The organism is Streptomyces sp. NPDC014894, assembly GCF_043080985.1.
Taxonomy (GTDB): Bacteria; Actinomycetota; Actinomycetes; order Streptomycetales; family Streptomycetaceae; genus Streptomyces.
This window is the reverse complement of the sequence record NZ_JBIBWD010000025.1, coordinates 23,584-40,984: the sequence shown is the minus strand read 5'-3', so window position 1 is coordinate 40,984 and position 17,401 is coordinate 23,584. Positions and strand designations below refer to the sequence as shown.

At 72.4% G+C, this 17,401-nt stretch carries 12 protein-coding genes; 9 read left to right on the top strand and 3 right to left on the bottom strand.

The annotated features are described in order from the left end of the window. Nucleotides 1–22: 22 nt before the first annotated feature. A complete protein-coding gene (locus tag ACF089_RS34880; protein WP_392035914.1) occupies nt 23–451 on the bottom strand; it encodes a DoxX family protein in 429 nt (142 codons plus the stop codon). A gap of 718 nt (nt 452–1,169) precedes the next feature. Between ACF089_RS34880 and aroF the strand changes: the two genes are divergently transcribed. Together aroF and ACF089_RS34870 are read left to right on the top strand one after the other, a co-directional pair. Next, the gene (aroF, locus tag ACF089_RS34875) at nt 1,170–2,237 is read left to right on the top strand and encodes a 3-deoxy-7-phosphoheptulonate synthase (protein ID WP_392035912.1); all 1,068 of its coding nucleotides are present in this window, start codon (nt 1,170–1,172) and stop codon (nt 2,235–2,237) included. A gap of 357 nt (nt 2,238–2,594) precedes the next feature. Then, the gene (locus ACF089_RS34870; protein WP_392035909.1) at nt 2,595–3,629 is read left to right on the top strand and encodes a ParB N-terminal domain-containing protein; all 1,035 of its coding nucleotides are present in this window, start codon (nt 2,595–2,597) and stop codon (nt 3,627–3,629) included. Nucleotides 3,630–3,776: 147 nt separating this feature from the next. Here the strand turns inward: ACF089_RS34870 and ACF089_RS34865 are convergent, their stop codons facing one another. Together ACF089_RS34865 and hppD are read right to left on the bottom strand one after the other, a co-directional pair. Then, a complete protein-coding gene (locus ACF089_RS34865) occupies nt 3,777–4,880 on the bottom strand; it encodes an alpha-hydroxy acid oxidase (RefSeq protein WP_392035906.1) in 1,104 nt (367 codons plus the stop codon). A 46-nt stretch (nt 4,881–4,926) separates the two neighbouring features. Beyond that, nucleotides 4,927–6,024, bottom strand: coding sequence for a 4-hydroxyphenylpyruvate dioxygenase (gene hppD / locus ACF089_RS34860; protein ID WP_392035903.1), 1,098 nt, complete (start codon nt 6,022–6,024; stop codon nt 4,927–4,929). A gap of 191 nt (nt 6,025–6,215) precedes the next feature. Between hppD and ACF089_RS34855 the strand changes: the two genes are divergently transcribed. From ACF089_RS34855 to dpgD, 7 genes are all read left to right on the top strand, one after another. Next, nucleotides 6,216–7,358: a prephenate dehydrogenase gene (locus ACF089_RS34855; RefSeq protein WP_392035955.1), complete on the top strand. Its 1,143-nt coding sequence runs from the start codon at nt 6,216–6,218 to the stop codon at nt 7,356–7,358. Nucleotides 7,359–7,685: 327 nt separating this feature from the next. Next, complete coding sequence (locus tag ACF089_RS34850; protein ID WP_392035900.1) at nt 7,686–10,553, top strand: AAA family ATPase; 2,868 nt, start codon at nt 7,686–7,688, stop codon at nt 10,551–10,553. 151 nt (nt 10,554–10,704) lie between these two features. Next, nucleotides 10,705–13,230, top strand: a complete 2,526-nt coding sequence (locus ACF089_RS34845) for an aminotransferase class I/II-fold pyridoxal phosphate-dependent enzyme (protein WP_392035897.1) — start codon at nt 10,705–10,707, stop codon at nt 13,228–13,230. A 311-nt stretch (nt 13,231–13,541) separates the two neighbouring features. After that, a complete protein-coding gene (dpgA, locus tag ACF089_RS34840; RefSeq protein ID WP_392035952.1) occupies nt 13,542–14,609 on the top strand; it encodes a 3,5-dihydroxyphenylacetyl-CoA synthase DpgA in 1,068 nt (355 codons plus the stop codon). Nucleotides 14,610–14,632: 23 nt separating this feature from the next. Next, nucleotides 14,633–15,286, top strand: coding sequence for an enoyl-CoA-hydratase DpgB (gene dpgB / locus ACF089_RS34835; protein ID WP_392035893.1), 654 nt, complete (start codon nt 14,633–14,635; stop codon nt 15,284–15,286). Further along, on the top strand, nt 15,283–16,593 hold the full coding sequence (gene dpgC / locus ACF089_RS34830; RefSeq protein ID WP_392035891.1) for a (3,5-dihydroxyphenyl)acetyl-CoA 1,2-dioxygenase DpgC: 1,311 nt from the start codon (nt 15,283–15,285) through the stop codon (nt 16,591–16,593). The genes dpgB and dpgC overlap by 4 nt, the downstream gene beginning before the upstream one ends. After that, nucleotides 16,590–17,393, top strand: a complete 804-nt coding sequence (dpgD, locus tag ACF089_RS34825; protein WP_392035888.1) for an enoyl-CoA-hydratase DpgD — start codon at nt 16,590–16,592, stop codon at nt 17,391–17,393. The genes dpgC and dpgD overlap by 4 nt, the downstream gene beginning before the upstream one ends. Nucleotides 17,394–17,401: the final 8 nt, after the last annotated feature.

Below are 17,401 nucleotides of genomic sequence, written 5' to 3'. Positions count from 1 at the left end.
GCCCGGTGCGGGCGCGTACGGATCAGACCAGCACCAGGGCGACCGCGGCGATGTACACGATCTGCTGGGCGGTGCGCGGCCCGATCGGGTCGCCCTGGGCCACCTTCCGCCGGGCCGCGGAGATGTTCGCCGGGAACATAGCGATCAGCAGCAGAACGAGACAGCCCGCGGCCCACGGGGCCGTCGCGGGGATCAGCAGCCCGATCGCGCCCGCCAGCTCCAGGATCCCGGTCACGGTCACCAGCAGGCCGGGCCGGGGCAGCGCGGGCGGCACCATCTCGACGATCTCGGCACGGGTCTTCGGGTGGAAGTGGGCGAGCCCGGTGAAGACGAACATCAGGGCGAGCCCCACCCGCAGCGCCGGCTGCCAGGCGTCGAGCGAGTCCACCCCGGCGAACCCGGCCAGCCGGGCCGCCAGAAACCCGGTCACGAGGGCGATCAAGGGCTCCATCGGGTGCCTCCGGCGTTCCGTTGCGCATACGTTCCGGCGATCCCGTACGGAGACCGCCTCCGCCCCCACTCGATCACCGGGCCCGCTGCGGGGAGGCCGCCCGAAGCGGCGGATCGGCCGGGTGGGCGACGATGTGCACCCGCCCGGCGGAAGCCCGCCCGCGGCGCGAGCCGGGGCGGCCGGGGCTCGCCCCCTGTCACCCCGGCCGTGGGGAGCCTGCCCATGCCGGGGTTCGACGGGCGCGCGCCCGCCCTGCGCGGGCCGGGGCGGTCCAGGGCTGTCCGGCCGGAGTCGAAACAGCCACGGCGCGGCGACCGGCCTCGCGGCAGCGCCCGACCGCCGGGCCGGCCGGCGGGCCGCGCTGATCACCCGGGCCCGGGGACGGCCCGGCCCCGGGCCGGACGGCCGTACGCGCGGCGGCACGGCCCGCTCCCGGATCCTCTCCGGCCCCTTCTTTCCTTCACGTCCCATTCGGCTCCACGGCCGCGCCCGGCGCGGCGGCGCAGCGCTTCGCCCGGCCGCCGAGAATGCCCATCCGTGCAGCCTAAAGCACCCGATCCGCTTTTCTCCATGAGGAGTTGGACGCCGACGGCGGCGGTCGACTGCGCGGACCGGGCGCTCTTAGGATGCTGAAAACGATGAGTGGTCAGAAATTCCTTGTTCCGAATGGAAAGACCACTGCTCCGGCGGACAAGAAAGTTCACGGTGAGGAGAACTCATGGTTGTGGTGATGGCTCCCGAGGCCACTCAAGAGGAAATCGACGGTGTCGTGGGGCTGGTGCGGTCGGCCGGCGGAGATGCTTTTGTCAGCCGTGGGGTTTCCCGGACAATCGTCGGTCTGGTCGGCGATGTGGATGACTTTGACGCGTTGAACCTGGGCAGCCGCAGCGGGGTGCTCCAGGTGATGCGGGTGTCCGCACCGTACAAACTGGTCAGCAGGGAGCACCACCCGGCCCGGTCCGTGATCCGGGTGGGCGGGGTGCCGATCGGGCCCGACACCCTGAGCGTGATCGCCGGCCCCTGTGCGGTGGAGACGCCGGAGCAGACGCTCGAGGCGGTGCGGATGGCGAAGCGCGCCGGGGCCTCGCTGCTGCGCGGCGGCGCGTTCAAACCGCGTACCTCGCCCTACTCCTACCAGGGACTCGGCGAGCGCGGACTGAAGATCCTCGCCGAGGTGCGGGCCGAGACCGGGCTGCCGGTCGTCACCGAGGTCATCGACCCCGGCAGCGTCGACATGGTCGCCTCCTACGCGGACATGCTGCAGATCGGCGCCCGGAACATGCAGAACTTCGCCCTGCTCCAGGCCGTGGGCCGGGCGGGGCGGCCGGTGCTGCTCAAGCGGGGGTTCAGCGCCACGATCGAGGAGTGGCTGAGCGCGGCGGAGTACATCGCGCAGCGCGGGAACCTGGACATCGTGCTGTGCGAGCGCGGAATCCGGACGTTCGAGACCGCGACGCGCAACACCCTGGACATCAGCGCGGTGCCCGTGGTGCAGCGGCTCTCGCACCTGCCGGTGATCGTGGATCCCTCGCACTCGGGCGGCCGCCGCGATCTGGTCCTGCCGCTGACCCGGGCGGCGATCGCGGCCGGGGCCGACGGGGTCATCATCGATGTCCACCCGGAGCCGAAGACCGCGCTGTGCGACGGCGATCAGGCCCTGGTCGAGTCCGACGTCCGCGCGGTAGCCGAGGCCGTGAGGGTCCTGTCGCCGCTCATGGGCCGCACCCTCACGATGCCCAACCGCTCCGCGCCGACCGCCGGCCGTACCCCTGTACGGGCGGCCTGAGCCCGGATCCGGCGCCCTCCCGTGGGGCTGCTGGTGCGGGGGGTGTCCTTTGCGCTCACTGAGGACACCCCCCTAGGGGTTAGGGGGGCATAAGGGTCGACAGATGGGACTTACGCAGGGGTTACAACCCTCAAAGGACGAATGTTAATTTCTTTCTCATCTGGCGGAAGTCCGGTCAGCCGAACGGATGTTCTGCTCGAAAACGTCCAGGGGGGTTCGAAGGAATTGGCAGCGAGCTGGTTTCTGCTCATCGATCCACAGTGCCACAGACGCTACGGGGGATACCACAACGATCCGGGAACCAACCGGGCTCGCACAGGCGTCCGCCTCTTCACCACGAGTGCGTGAGGTGGCTGGATGGGACCCGAAGAAGTGAGCATCGAAGAGCAGCCCGTAGTGGAAATCGAACTGAGTTATCTGAACTCGGCGGGTTCGCCCCGGCTTTCCGGTGAGAACCTCGAACACGTACACATTCTGGCGGCGGCGCAGAGCCCGCTGCCGCCCATCGTCGTGCACCGGCCCACCATGAAGGTCATCGACGGCTTCCACCGGCTGAGGGCGGCGAGGCTGCGCGGCGCGGACACGATCGAGGTCCGCTTCTTCGACGGGAACGAGGCCGAGGCGTTCGTCCTCGCGGTCAGGCTCAACGTCACCCACGGTCTGCCGCTGGCCCTGGCCGACCGCAAGTGCGCGGCCGAGCGCATCATCGCCACGCACCCGCAGTGGTCCGACCGCCGGGTCGCCTCCGTCACCGGGATCTCCCCGGGCACCGTCGGCGACATCCGCAAGCGGACCGTCCGGCCGGAGCCGGCGGCCCGGCGCATCGGACAGGACGGCCGGGTCCGCCCGCTCGACGGCAGCGCGGGCAGGATGCTCGCCGGGGAACTCCTCGCCGCCGATCCGGGACTGTCGCTGCGCCAGGTGGCCCGCGCGGCGGGCATCTCTCCCGAGACCGCCCGCGATGTGCGCAACCGGCTGCGCAACGGCGACGAGCTGGTGCCCCGGCAGCGCCGCAGGAGGACCCCGGTCGTCCTGACGGTCGCGGAGGACGAGGAGATCTCCGCGGACGGGTCCTCCTTCGGCCGGCCCGGGGAGCCGGACGCCCAGCATCCGTCCCCGCGCTCCGTACGGTCCCGTACGGACATCGCACCCGACCGGGCCGTGCTGGTGAAACGGCTCAAGGCCGATCCGGCGCTCCGCTTCACCGAGACGGGGCGCAATCTTCTGCGTCTGCTGGCCCTGCACTCGCTCCGGAAGGAGGAGTGGGACGCGATCATCAACAATGTGCCGCCGCACTGCAGCGACATTGTCGCCGATCTCGCCCGGCAGTTCGCCGATCTCTGGTCGGAATTCGCCGTCAGGATCAAGGACGACGTCGCCCAGATAGGCTGAGCATTCGCCTCGGTGTCCGAGCGTGGAAAGCGAACGGTTGGACACCGGGCGGAATACCGTGCGCACCTTCACGGACCGAGGGCCCTCCCGCTGTCACAGCGGGAGGGCCCTCGGCCTCGCTCTGCCGGGCGGCGCGCCGCCCGGCGCTCAGCCCGGCGCCGGCCCGCCGGGGGCCCGCCCCGGGAGCGTGCCGTCGCGCCGCGCCCGCAGCCGGCCGGCCGCGGCGACGCCGTCGCAGCCCGAGAGCCCGAGGGCGTCCCGGAACTCCTCGGCCAGCAACTCCAGCACCCGGGCGGCCCCGGCCTCGCCGCCGGCCGCCAGCCCCCAGAGCACCGGCCGCCCCACCAGGACGCCCGACGCGCCGAGCGCCAGGGCCCGCAGCACATCGGTGCCGCTGCGGATGCCGCTGTCGAGGAGGACCTCGCAGCGCCCGCCGACCGCCCGCACCACCTCCGGCAGCGCGTCGACGCTGGGCGCGGCGCCGTCGAGCTGCCGCCCGCCGTGGTTGGAGACCACGACGGCGTCGACCCCGGCCCCGGCCGCCCGCAGCGCGTCCTCGGGGGCCAGCACCCCCTTCAGAACCAGCGGAAGACTCGTCCGTTCCCGCAGCTCGGCCACGGAGGACCAGGTCAGCGCCGGGGAGAACGACTGACGGGTGTGGACGGCCACCGCGGAGCCGCCCGCCGGACGCTCATGGGCGGCGGCGTCCGTCTCCAGATGGGCCGCCCGCACATCGGCGGGCAGCGCGAAGCGATTGCGCACATCCCTGAGCCGCCGGCCCATCCAGGGCACGTCGACGGTGAGCACGATCGCCTCGCACCCGGCGTCCTGCGCCCTGCGGACCATGGCCAGCGTCCGCTCGGTGTCCCGCAGCCAGTACAGCTGGAACCAGACCGGGCCGCCGACCGCCGTGATCGCCTCGACCGGGACGCTGCTCAGCGTGCTCGCCGTGAACGGCACCCCGGCGGCCTTCGCCGCGCGGGCGGCGGCGAGTTCGCCCTCGGGGTGCACCAGCCGGTGGTACGCGATGGGCGCCACCGCCACCGGCAGGGCCGCGGGCCGGCCCAGCAGCCGGGCCCGCGTCGACACCCGCGAGACGTCCCGGAGGACCCGGGAGAGCAGGAAGACCCGGTCCAGCGCGGCCCGGTTGGCGTCGAGCGTGGTCTCCGATCCGCTGCCCCCGGCGATGAAGTCCCAGATGTCCGGGGGCAGGACGGCGGCCGCGGCGCGTTCGAAGTCGGCCAGGCACACGGCCGTACCGGACCCCGTCCCGCCGGACCCCGCCCCCGGGGGCGGATCAGAGCCGGCCCCCACGCTGCCCGGTCCTCTCCAGCTCGACGGCCTCGTACAGCGCCTTGATGTTCGAGCTGCCGAACGTCTCGGCGCCCTGCCGCTCGATGACCTCGAAGAACAGGGTGTGCCGCGGGTGGGTCGAGGCGGTGAAGATCTGGAACAGCAGCCCGCCGTGGTCCGCGTCCGCGAGCACGTTCGTCGCGCGCAGATCCGCGAGCCGATCGCCCAGGTCGATGCGCTCCCCGAGCAGGTCGTAGTAGGCCGCCGGCGTGGTCAGGAAGCCGACGCCGCGCCGCCCCAGGGCGCGTACCGAGCGGACCGCGTCCGGCGAGGAGAACGCCAGATGCTGGACGCCGGAGCCCTGGTGGCCCTTGAGGAACTCGTCGATCTGACCCGGGTCCGCCGTCGGATCCGGCTGGATGAGCGTCAGGGTCACCGCCCCGGAGCGGCTCTGCACGACCTTCGACTCCATCGCCTGCCGGCCCACCGCGATGTGCTCCTCGAAGATGTTCAGGAACCCGAGGGCGTTCTCGTAGTACTCGACCGTCGACTCCAGGTCGCCGATGTTCAGGCACACCGCGACATGGTCGATCTCGATCAGGCCGACGTCGTCCGCCCGGTCGCCGTCCGCCCGCAGCGCGGGCGCGAATCCGGCCGGCAGCCCCGCCGGCTCCCCGTCCGCGCGCTCCACCAGGGTGTGCACCAGATCCCCGAAGCCCTCGATCACCGCCGTGACGGCCGGCCCGGATCCGGCGTGACGGGTGGGCCCCCGCCGCACCCGCGCCCCGCCCGCGACGGCGGCGGCGAAGGCCGTCTCCACGTCGGAGGTGCGCAGGGCGATGTCCGCGACCCCGTCGCCGTGCGTCGCCACATAGGCCGACGCCGGGTGGTGGTCCGAGGTGGCCTGCGTGAGGACCAGGGTGATCCGCCCGTGGCGCAGGGCGATGCTGCGGTGCTCCGCGGACCCCGCGGTGCCGACGACCGTGAAGGCGTACCGGTCGACCCAGTCGAATGCCGCCGACTCCAGCTGTTCGACGTATATCTCGACGTAGTCGACGGCGAGATCCTCGTGCGGATCGACGGCTTTTGATGAATCACTCATGAGTGCCCCCCAACCGGGAAAGAACTGAGTTTCTGGAACTGTAGAGCCCCGGTCTTCCGTCTGACCAATGGACAGTTACGGCATTGCTTGCACGGTTAGACAGACGGATGGACGCGCATGGTTAGACACATAAATGTCTTCTGCTGAGTTCCTCAATGAACGATGCTTTTTGAACGGAGTGAAGACTGGTGATCCGCGCCATTGCCGTCATCGGCACCGGCTTGATCGGCACGTCCGTCGCACTCGCGGCGCGCCGCCGGGGTGTGACCGTGTTCCTCTCCGACCGCGACCGAGTGGCCGCCCGGACCGCGGCCGCCCTGGGCGCGGGGCGGATCCGGCCGCCGGCCGTGCCGGTCGATCTGGCGGTGCTCGCCGTGCCGCCCAGTCAGGTCGGCGCGGTCCTCGCCGAGCAGCAGGCGCGCGGACTCGCGCACTGCTACACCGACGTGGCGAGCGTGAAGGCCCTGCCCGAGCGCACCGCCCTCAGCCTCGCGCCCGATCCGTCGAGCTATGTCGGCGGCCATCCGCTGGCCGGACGGGAGCGGTCGGGTCCGCTCGCGGCCCGCGCCGAACTGTTCGAGGGCAGACCGTGGGCGCTCACCCCGTCCTCGCTGACCTCGGCCACCGCGCTGCGCCGGGCGCGTGAACTGGCGGTGCTCTGCGGCGCCGTCCCGGTCGTCACCGAGAGCGCGTCCCATGACGAGGCCGTGGCGCTGACCTCGCACGTTCCCCATCTGCTCGCCAGTCTGATGGCGGCCCGGCTGTCCGCGGGGCCGGCCGGGGCGACCCGGTTCGCCGGTCAGGGGCTGCGGGACGTCACCCGGATCGCGGCGGGCGACCCGGGGCTGTGGGGCGACATCCTGCGGTCGAACGCGGTCGCCGTCACCGAGGTGATCAGGGAGGTGCACGCGGATCTGGCGCGGCTGGTGGACGCGCTGGAGGGGCTGACCGGGCCCGACGAGTCGCGCCGGGCACACGGGATGGGGACCCTGGTGGATCTGCTCGACCGGGGCGTCGCGGGCCTCGGCGAGATCCGGAGCGGGGCCCGGGCCGATCCGGCCGACGGACCCCGGGTGCGGGTGGCCGTGGCGGACGGCTCCGGCGAACTGCCGAGGCTGCTCTCCCGGGCCGCGGTGGCCGGCGCCGACGCCGAGCGGGCGAGCGTCGAGGACGCCGGTCCCGGCCGGCTGGCCGTCCGGTTCGGCGTCCCGCCGCACCTCGCGGGCCGGGTGGTGGCGGCCCTGGTCGCCGACGGCTGGGACGCGCGGGGGGAGAACGGCGCGTATACCGATCGGTACGAAGAAGACCCGGTACGTCCGACTGTCCGGACCTGAGCCCTCGACTGGCCGATTCTCTATTCCCGCGCTGACGCATTTCGCCTAATCTCACCCGCACATGAATTCGAGTGATGTCCCAAAGTCGTCCGTGCGCTGCCCTGTGAGTGGCTGGAAAGGGCCCACGTCGGCCGGTTCAGCTCGGTATGCTGTTTTGAGGTGTGTTTCTGTTCGGGTGGCCTCCAGATCCTGCATCCCCCACAAGTTAAATCGCCGCAGGTCAGGCGCGTTTCCTTGAGAATCGCGCGAAGGACGGTTCACGTGGCAAACATGCGCGGCCAAGTCATACAAAGCTGGACAGAGCGCACAGAACGTACGGGGGGATCCGTGAAGTTCAGTGAAAGAGACGAGGAACTGCGACTGCTCGTCCGGTTGTACGCGGGCACCGCTCGAGGCAGGGGCGCCGTCGTCTTCACCAACGGGCCCGTCGGCTGCGGGAAGACCGCACTGCTCCAGGCGTTCGCCAGCCGGGTGAAGGAACAGGGCGGCCACTTCCTGTCTGTCACCGCCTCCACCAGCGAGCGGTTCCATCTCTACGGCCTCATCGACCAGCTGGTGAACGCCATACGCGCCGCCGGTCTGACCGCCGACCCGTTCGCCGCCGAAGAGGTCGACGTCACCGTGGACGTCGGCGACCACCAGCGCCCCCCGAGGATCCCGCTCGGACTCCTCCAGCGCGTCAGCCGGACCATCTCCGAACTCGCCGCACAGGGACCGCTCGTCCTCGGCGTCGACGATGTGCACTTCGCCGACGAACCCTCCCTCCAGTGTCTGCGCTACCTCATCCGCCGGATCGATTCCTCGGCCGTCCTCATCGTGATGAACGAGAGCTCCTGCCACGAGAGGGAACTGGCGACCCTGCACGCCGAGACCCTCCACCTGCCCTACTGCCACCGCATCCGCCTCGCCCCGCTGACCGTCAGCGGCACCGCCGACCAGCTCACCCGGCGGCTGGGCATCGTGCCGACCATCCGCACCGCCGAATCCTGGTCCGACGTCAGCGGCGGCAACCCGCTGCTGCTCAACGCCCTCGTCGAGGACTATCTGATCGAGGAGCAGCTCGCCGCGGGCGACGACGGACCCGTCCGGGGGACGCCCGAACCGGGGGAGTCCTTCCGCCACGCCTTCCTCCGCTGCCTCCACCGCTGCGAGCCCTCCATGCTCGCCGCCGCCCGCGCCCTCGCCGTCCTCGGCGACTCGGCCTCGCCCGCCCTGGTCGGGGACTTCCTCGGCGTCGACGCCACCTCCGTACGCCGCTGCCTCGCCGACCTGAACGCCGCGGGACTCCTGATCGACCTCCGGTTCCGGCACGAACGGGCCCGGCAGGCCGTCCTCGACGGCATCCCTCCCGACGGCCTGCTCACCATGCACGGCCGCGCCGCCGAACTCCTCCACGCGAGCGGAGCGCCCGCCCGCGCCGTCGCCGACCAGCTCATGGCCACCCACGCCTCCGTGAAGGCCCCCTGGCGCGTCGGCATCCTCCGCGAGGCGGCCCGCGAGGCGCTCCACGCCGGAGAGATCGGCCACACCGTCGACTATCTGCGCCACGCGTCCGCGATCTGCGAGGGCGCCGTCGAGGAGGCGCACATCGCCGCCGCGCTCGCCGACGCCCAATGGCTCATCGACCCCGTCAAAGCCGGCCGCTATCTGCCCCATCTGAGCGCGCTGGTCACCTCCGGCACCCTGACCGGCGACGACGCCATGGTCCCCGTCAAACACCTCATGTGGCGGGGCGACTTCGCCCGCGCCGACGACCTCCTCGGCATCATCGAGAGCGGTTCCGGACACGTTCCGGCCGGCTCTCCCTGGGCCGTCGCCCCGGTCGACGCGAAGATCGGCCGGCTCTGGCTGTCCTTCGTCTGCCCCGGACTGTCCCAGGACGTCCAGGCGGCCGCCGCCGCGCGCCCCGCCCCGCCGGCCCCGCGCCCCCGCCGGCCGGTCTCCCTGAGCACCCTGCTGAACGTCTCGGCCACCCTGGACGGCGACGGCGAGGAGTTCCAGGGAGCCGACCACGTCCTGCGCCGCACCGACGCCGACAGCCCGCTCACCCCGGCCCTGTTCGCGCTCCTCTTCCTGATCCAGAACCACCGCTCCGACGAGGCCGTCCAGTGGTCCGACCGGCTGCTGCGCGAGCCGTGGATCCGGCATGTGCCGATGCGCCGCGCGATGTTCGAGACGATCAGATCGGCCGCCGCCCTGCGCGGAGGGGACCCCGTCACCGCGGGCGAGTCGGCCCGCACCGCGCTGGAACTCGTCACCGCCGCCGCCTGGGGCGTCGCCGTCGGCCTGCCGCTGGCGCTCGCCGTCCGCGCCGCCACCGAACAGCGCGACTTCGACGCCGTCACGCCCTATCTCAACACCGCCGTACCGCCCGTCATGTTCGACACCCCCTTCGCGCTGCCCTACCTCCAGGCGCTGGGCCGCTACCACCTGGCCATGGGCCGCCCCCACACCGCGCTCAGCAACTTCCAGTCGTGCGGCGACCTGATGCGCCAGTGGGGAGCCGACTCGCCCGACCTCGCCGACTGGCGCAAGGACGCCGTCGCCGCCCTCGTCGCGATGCGGCGGGCGGGGCAGGCCCGGACCCTGCTGGAGGAACAGCTGACCCTCCTCGGCGACGGCCGCAGCCGCGACCGGGGCGTGGCGCTGCGCCGGCTCGCGGCCATCAGCGCGGCCCCCGACCGGCAGTCCCTGCTCAAGGAGGCCATCCGGATCCTCGCCGACTGCGGCGACGAGTTCGAACTCGGAAGAGCCCGGTCCGCGATGGCCGCGGCCACCGTCCCCGAACGCCCGGCCACGGTCCGCGAGGGTCTCAACGGAGCCGCCGGAAGATTCCCCGACCCCGGCCCCCGCGCCTTCGACTTCGCCCGGGACATCCCCCCGGCCGAGAGCCCCGGCCGCACCAGCCCCCCGGCCCCGTACAGCGTCCGCAACGCGGGCCAGAGCGGCACCGACGACGAGAGCGCGGTGCCTCCGCAGCTCGCCGAACTCACCGAGGCCGAACGCAGGGTCGGAGCCCTCGCCGTCGCGGGCTGCACCAATCGCGAGATCGCCGTCCAGCTCTTCATTACCGTCAGTACGGTCGAGCAGCATCTCACCAAGATTTATCGCAAGTTAAAGGTCAGGAGCCGTTCCGGGCTGCCCGCGGAACTCCTCGCCTTCAACGACCTCCCATGCTTCCCGAATGGCGGATAAAAAGGAAACGCGTCCATGCCATGACGGGCTTCCGCGTGTCCAAGTGACCACACCCGTCGGTTGGACGGAGCTGGCGGTCGGCTAACGCCCATGTGATCCTGGCGGCCGGTAATCCATTCGCCGCAATTCCTTGATTGCCTGGGGGAAATCCATGGCCGGACGCAGTCTCGACGACTATGCGCGCCTGGCGCGGGAAGGTCTGGACACCGCGCCGGCGGAATTCCTCGCCTCGGAAGAACGCGAGTGGTCCGGCAACCGGGAAATCCTCGGCCGAACCCTCCTGCGCCCCCGCCGCGGCGATCCCTCCGGACCGCCCGGGACCGCTGTCAAGATCCTCGGCCACAGTTGGTCGGCCCCGCTCGCCGTCGGCCCCCTCGCCGGACTCGTCCGGCCCGAGGGAGAGCTGGCCGTGGTACGGGCCGCCGGCGCGGCCGGACTCCCGGCCGCCGTGAGCGCGTTCACCGGACGCGCCTTCGCGGAGCTGGCCTCCGCCGCCACCGGACCGCTCTGGCTGCGTACCCACCCCTTCCGCGACCGAGGCGCCGCCCGCTGGCTCCTCTCCCGCGCTGCCGACGCGGGCTTCGGCGCCGTCGTCCTCTCCGTCGGACCCCAGCACCACATCCGGCTCTCACCCGGCGCGGTGCCGGTGAACCTCGCCGAGGACGTCCCCATCCGACGCCCCCACGGCGACGGCCCCCTCGCCGACCTCGGCGGATACGGCCCCTACGCCGACCCGCGCGCCCTCCTGGACGACGACCTCGACTGGTCCGGGGTCGCCTGGCTGCGCTCGGTCTCACCGCTCCCGCTGCTCGTCGCCGGAGTCCGCACCCGCGAGGACGCGGCCCGCGCGCTCGACGCCGGGGCCGACGGCATCGTCGCCGAGGACCTCGGCGCGCTCCCGGGCATCGCGGAGACCGTCGCCGGCCGGGGCCCCGTACTCCTGCGCGGCGGGATCCGCCGAGGCCGGGACGTCCTCGCCGCCCTCGCCCACGGCGCCGACGCGGTGTTCGTGGAACGGCCCGTCCTGGACGGCCTCCTGGTCGCGGCCCGCGAAGGCGTCGCGGACGTCCTGGACGCCCTCGTGGGCGAACTCCGGTCCGCGCTGACCCACACCGGCACCGCCTCGGCCGCCGACGCCGGAGCCGAACTGCTCGACACCGGGGACGAGGACGGCGTACGGGAGCGCACCGGCCGGGACGTCCCCGCCGGGCCCACCGGGCGCGACGACGACACGGCGGACACCGGGCGGGACCGGGCCACGGAAGACGCCGGGCCGACCCGCGCCACGGCGGACGCCGGGCGGACCAGCGGTACGGCGGACGCCGGGCGGCGGGCCCCGGCGGACCCCGCCCCCGCACCCCCGCGCCCCAGCGGCGGCGACCTCCGCAAGAGCGATCTCCACATCAGCGTCTCCGACCCCGTCCTCGACACCATGACCTTCCTCAACGAGGTCACCCACCGCTACCCCGACGCGATCTCCTTCGCCCCCGGACGCCCCTACGACGGCTTCTTCGACACCGAGGAGATCATCACCCACGTCCGCACCTACCTCGCCCACCTCGCGGAGCAGGGCGGCTCGCCCCAGTCCATCCGTACCGCCATGTACCAGTACGGACCCACCGCCGGCCAGATCCGCGAGATCATCGCCGACTCGCTGCGCGCCGACGAGAACATCGATGTGCCGCCCGAGTCGATCGTGGTCACCGTCGGCGCGCAGGAAGCCATGCTGCTGACGCTCCGCGCGCTCATCACCGGCCCCGACGACGTCCTCCTCGTCTCCAGCCCCTGCTACGTCGGCATCACCGGCGCGGCCCGGCTCCTCGACATCGAACTGACCGCCGTCGAGGCCCGCGAGGACGGCCCCGCCGCCGCCGACCTCGACGCCGCGATCCTGCGCGAGAAGGCACGAGGACGACGGCCCCGCGCCTTCTACGTCGTACCCGACCACTCCAACCCGTCCGGTACGACCATGAGCGTCCGGGCCCGCGCCGAACTCCTCGACCTCGCCGCCCGCCACGACATCCTCGTCCTGGAGGACAGCCCCTACCGGATGGTGAGCCCCGGCGAACGGCTGCCGACCCTCAAATCGCTCGACCGCGACCGCAGGGTCGTCCACCTCGGCTCCTTCTCCAAGACCATCTTCCCCGGCGCCCGCGTCGGCTTCGCCGTCGCCGACCAGGTGGTCGTGGACGAACGGGGCGCCACCGGCCTCCTCGCCGGAGAACTCGCCAAGATCAAGAGCATGGTCACGGTGAACACCTCCTCGCTGAGCCAGGCCGCCGTCGCCGGAGCGCTCATCACCGCCCGCGGACTCGTCTCCGAACGCAACGCCGAGGCCGCCGCGTACTACGGCGAGGCCCTGCGCACCACGCTGCGCCACCTGGAGCTGAATCTGCCCGCCGAGCGCCGGACCGCCCTGGGCGTGAGCTGGAACGAGCCCACCGGCGGCTTCTTCCTCACCGTCCAGGTCCCCTTCCGCGTCGACAACGAGGCCCTGACCCGCTCCGCGCAGGAGTTCGGCGTCATCTGGACGCCCATGAGCTACTTCTATCCGCACGGCGGCGGCGATCACACGCTGCGGCTGTCCACCAGCTATCTGACGCCCGCCGAGATCGAAGAGGGCACGGCGCGCCTCGCCCGTTTCATCGAGGCGCGCAGCGCGACACCCGGGACCTGACCCGGCCGCCCGTCGCCGCCGGCGCCCGCGATCGCTCCCGCGCCGGCGCTCCTCCCGAGCGTTCCCCGACACCACACGAGAAGGACGAAGCACGTGACCGGCACCAGAGACACACAGCGAGCGCGGAGCAAGCCGCGCATGTGGGGGTGGACCTTCCGATGACCATCAGCATCGAGCATCCGGCGATACCGGGCGCCGCGACCGGCGACGGCGCCCATCCGGCCTTGGGCACAGAGATCGCCGAGACCGCCGACGACACGGAGAATCCGCTCCGCCTGCCCGCCGCGGACACGGCGGCGCCCGGCCCGTACATGCCGCTCGCCCCGCGCATCGTCGGCGTCGGCACCTCCGCCACCGCCACCTCCTACACCCAGCGCGAGATCCTCGACGTCTTCGACATCAACGACCCGAAGATCCGCGGCGTCTTCCTCAACAGCGCCATCGACCGCCGCCACCTCACCCTGCCTCCCGAGGACGCCCACGGCGTCCGCCTCCCCGAGGCCCAGGGCGATCTCCTCGACAAGCACAAGGCGCTCGCGATCGAGATGGGCGCCGAAGCCCTCCGCGCCTGCCTCAAACGCGCCGGCGCCGAACTCTCCGACCTGCGCCATCTGTGCTGCGTGACCTCGACCGGCTTCCTCACCCCCGGCCTCAGCGCCCTCCTCATCCGCGAACTGGGCATCGACCGCCACTGCAGCCGGTCCGACATCGTCGGCATGGGCTGCAACGCCGGCCTCAACGCCCTCGGCGTCGTCAGCGGCTGGGCCGCCGCCCACCCCGGCGAACTCGCCGTGGTCCTCTGCTCGGAAGCCTGCTCCGCCGCGTACGCCATGGACTCCACCATGCGCACCGCCGTGGTCAACAGCCTCTTCGGCGACGGCTCCGGAGCCGTCGCCCTCATCGCCGGCGCGGGCGACGACACCTCCGGCACACCCGAGGGCCCCCGCGTCCTCAAATTCGCGAGCTGCATCATCCCCGAGGCCGCCGACGCCATGCGCTACGACTGGGACCGGACCCAGGGCCGGTTCAGCTTCTTCCTCGACCCGCAGATCCCCTACGTCGTGGGCGCGCACGCCGAACTCACCGTCGACCGGCTGCTGAAGGGAACGGGCCTGCGCCGCAGCGACATCAAGCACTGGCTCGTCCACTCCGGCGGCAAGAAGGTCATCGACGCGGTCATCGTCAACCTCGGACTCACCCGCCACGACCTCCGGCACACCGTCGGCGTACTGCGCGACTACGGCAACGTGTCGAGCGGCTCCTTCCTCTTCTCCTACGAAAGGCTCCTCGACGAGCAAGTCACCGCACCCGGCGACCACGGCGTCCTCATGACGATGGGACCGGGATCCACGATCGAAACGGCGCTGGTCCGATGGTGACCACGGGGGAAGTGACGGAGAACATGCTCACACTGAAGATCGACGGAACAGCGCCGCTGTCGGCCGAATCCGTCAAGGCCCTCGCGGCCCTCTGCGACCAGGCCGAGGACCACACCGGCCCCGAGATCGTCGCCCTCCACGTCGAGGGCGCCCCCGCCGAAGGCTGGACCAGCGGCCTCGGCGTCGCCGCGGTCACCAAATGGGAGCGCACCCTCCGCCGGCTCGAACGGCTGCCCACCCCCACCGTCGCCGTCGCCCGGGGAGACTGCGGAGGCACCGCGCTCGACGCCCTCCTGGCCACCGACTTCCGCATCGCCGCCGCCGACGCCCGCCTCCTGATCGTCACCGACGGCGAGGCGACCTGGCCCGGCATGGCCGCGTACCGGCTCGTCCAGCAGGCCGGCGTCGCCGCCGTCCGCCGCGCCCTCCTCCTCGGCCTGCCCATCACCGCCGCCGAAGCCGCCTCCCTCGGCATCGTCGACACCGTCGCCGACGACCCCGCGAGCGCCCTCGACGCCACCGTACGCACCGTCACCGGCCTCCCCGGCAAGGAACTCGCCATCCGGCGACAGCTCCTCTTCGACGCCACGACGACCAGCTTCGAGGACGCCATCGGCCCCCACCTCGCCGCCTGCGACCGCGCGCTGCGCCGCACCTCCGCCGGGGCGGCCCCATGACGACCACCCTGCCCGAGCGCCACACCGCGGCCCCCGGACTCCCGCCGGAACTCGTCGACGCCGTCCGGCACGCCGACGCCGTCGCCGCCGCCCTGCCCCGGCCGAGCGAACGCACCCCGGAGCAGCGCGCCGTCGCCGCCGCGGCCAAGGACGCCGCCCGCGCCCTGCGCGCCCGCCATCTCGACACCCACATCGACGCCGTCTACGACCAGCTCACCGAGGACCGCACCCTGCCCCTGCGGCTCGACGAACTCGTCGCGGCCGCCGCCACCGCCTTCCCCGGACTGACGCCCTCCGCCGGCCGGCTCGCCCAGGAGCGCAGCAGAAACCAGGCCGACAAAGAAGGCCACGAGATCGACCAGGGCATCTTCCTGCGGGCCGTCCTCCGCTCACCCACCGCCGGCCCCCACCTCCTCGACACCATGCTCCGCCCCACCCCCCGGGCCCTGCGGCTGCTCCCCGAGTTCATCCGCACCGGGACCGTGCGGATGGAAGCCGTACTCCTCGAACGCCGCGACGGCGTCGCCCGGCTCACGCTCTGCCGCGACGACTGCCTCAACGCCGAGGACAACCAGCAGGTCGACGACATGGAGACCGCCGTCGACCTCGCCCTCCTCGACCCGTCCGTCCGCGTCGGACTCCTGCGCGGCGGCGAGATGAGCCACCCGCGCCACCGGGGCCGGCGCGTCTTCTGCGCCGGCATCAACCTCAAGAACCTCAGCTCCGGCGACATCTCCCTGGTGGACTTCCTGCTCCGCCGCGAACTCGGCTACATCCACAAAATCGTCCGCGGCGTCCGCGTCGACGACCCCGCCCGCTGGCACTCGCCCCACACCGAGAAACCCTGGCTCGCCGCCGTCGACGGCTTCGCCATCGGGGGCGGCGCCCAGCTCCTCCTCGTCTTCGACCACGTCATCGCCGCCGCCGACTCCTACCTCAGCCTCCCCGCCGCCAAGGAAGGCATCATCCCCGGCGTCTCCAACTTCCGGCTCAGCCGCTTCGCCGGACCGCGCCTGTCCCGGCAGGTCATCCTCCAGGGACGCAGAATCCGGGCCACCGAACCCGACGCCCGGCTCCTCGTCGACGAAGTCGCCGAACCCGACGACATGGACGCCGCCGTCGAACGCGGCCTGCGCCGGCTCGACGGCGAAGCCGTCGTCACCAACCGGCGCATGCTCAACCTCGCCGAGGAACCCCCCGACGCCTTCCGCGCCTACCTCGCCGAATTCGCCCTCCAGCAGGCCCTGCGGATCTACGGCGAGGACGTCATCCACAAGGCCGGCCACTTCGCGGCCCCCGCCCCATGAGCGACGACCGCGCCCGGGTGCGCTACGAGAAGAAGGACCACGTCGCCCGCGTCACCATCGACCGGCCGCACGTCCTCAACGCCATGGACCAGCGGACCCACACCGAACTGGCCTCGATCTGGGACGACGTCGAAGCCGACGACGACATCAGAGCAGCCGTCCTCACCGGAGCGGGCGACCGCGCCTTCTGCGTCGGACAGGACCTCAAAGAACGCGCCCGGCTCGACGCCGGGGGCGCCCCGCGCACCACCTTCGGCAGCCGCGGCCAGCCCGGCTGGCCCCGCCTCACCGACCGCTTCACCCTCTCCAAACCCGTCGTCGCCCGCGTCCACGGCTACGCCCTCGGCGGCGGCTTCGAACTCGCCCTCGCCTGCGACCTCATCATCGCCTCCGACCAGGCCGTCTTCGGCCTCCCCGAGGCCCGCCTCGGTCTCGTGCCCGGAGCGGGCGGCGCCTTCCGGCTCGCCCGGCAGCTCCCCCAGAAGACCGCCATGGGACACCTCCTCACGGGCCGCCGGCTCGACGCCGCCACCGCCCTGCGCCACGGGCTGGTCAACGAGGTCGTCCCCGCCGACCGGCTCGACGCCTGCGTCGAGGAGTGGACCGACGACCTCGTACGCAGCGCCCCGCTGTCCGTACGCGCCATCAAGGAAGCCGTCCTCACCTCCGTCGACATACCCCTGGAACAGGCGTTCACCACCCGCTACACATGGGAGGAACGCCGCCGAGCCAGCGACGACGCGGTCGAAGGAGTCCGGGCGTTCGCCGAACGACGCGACCCCGTCTGGACCGGCCGCTGACCACCCCG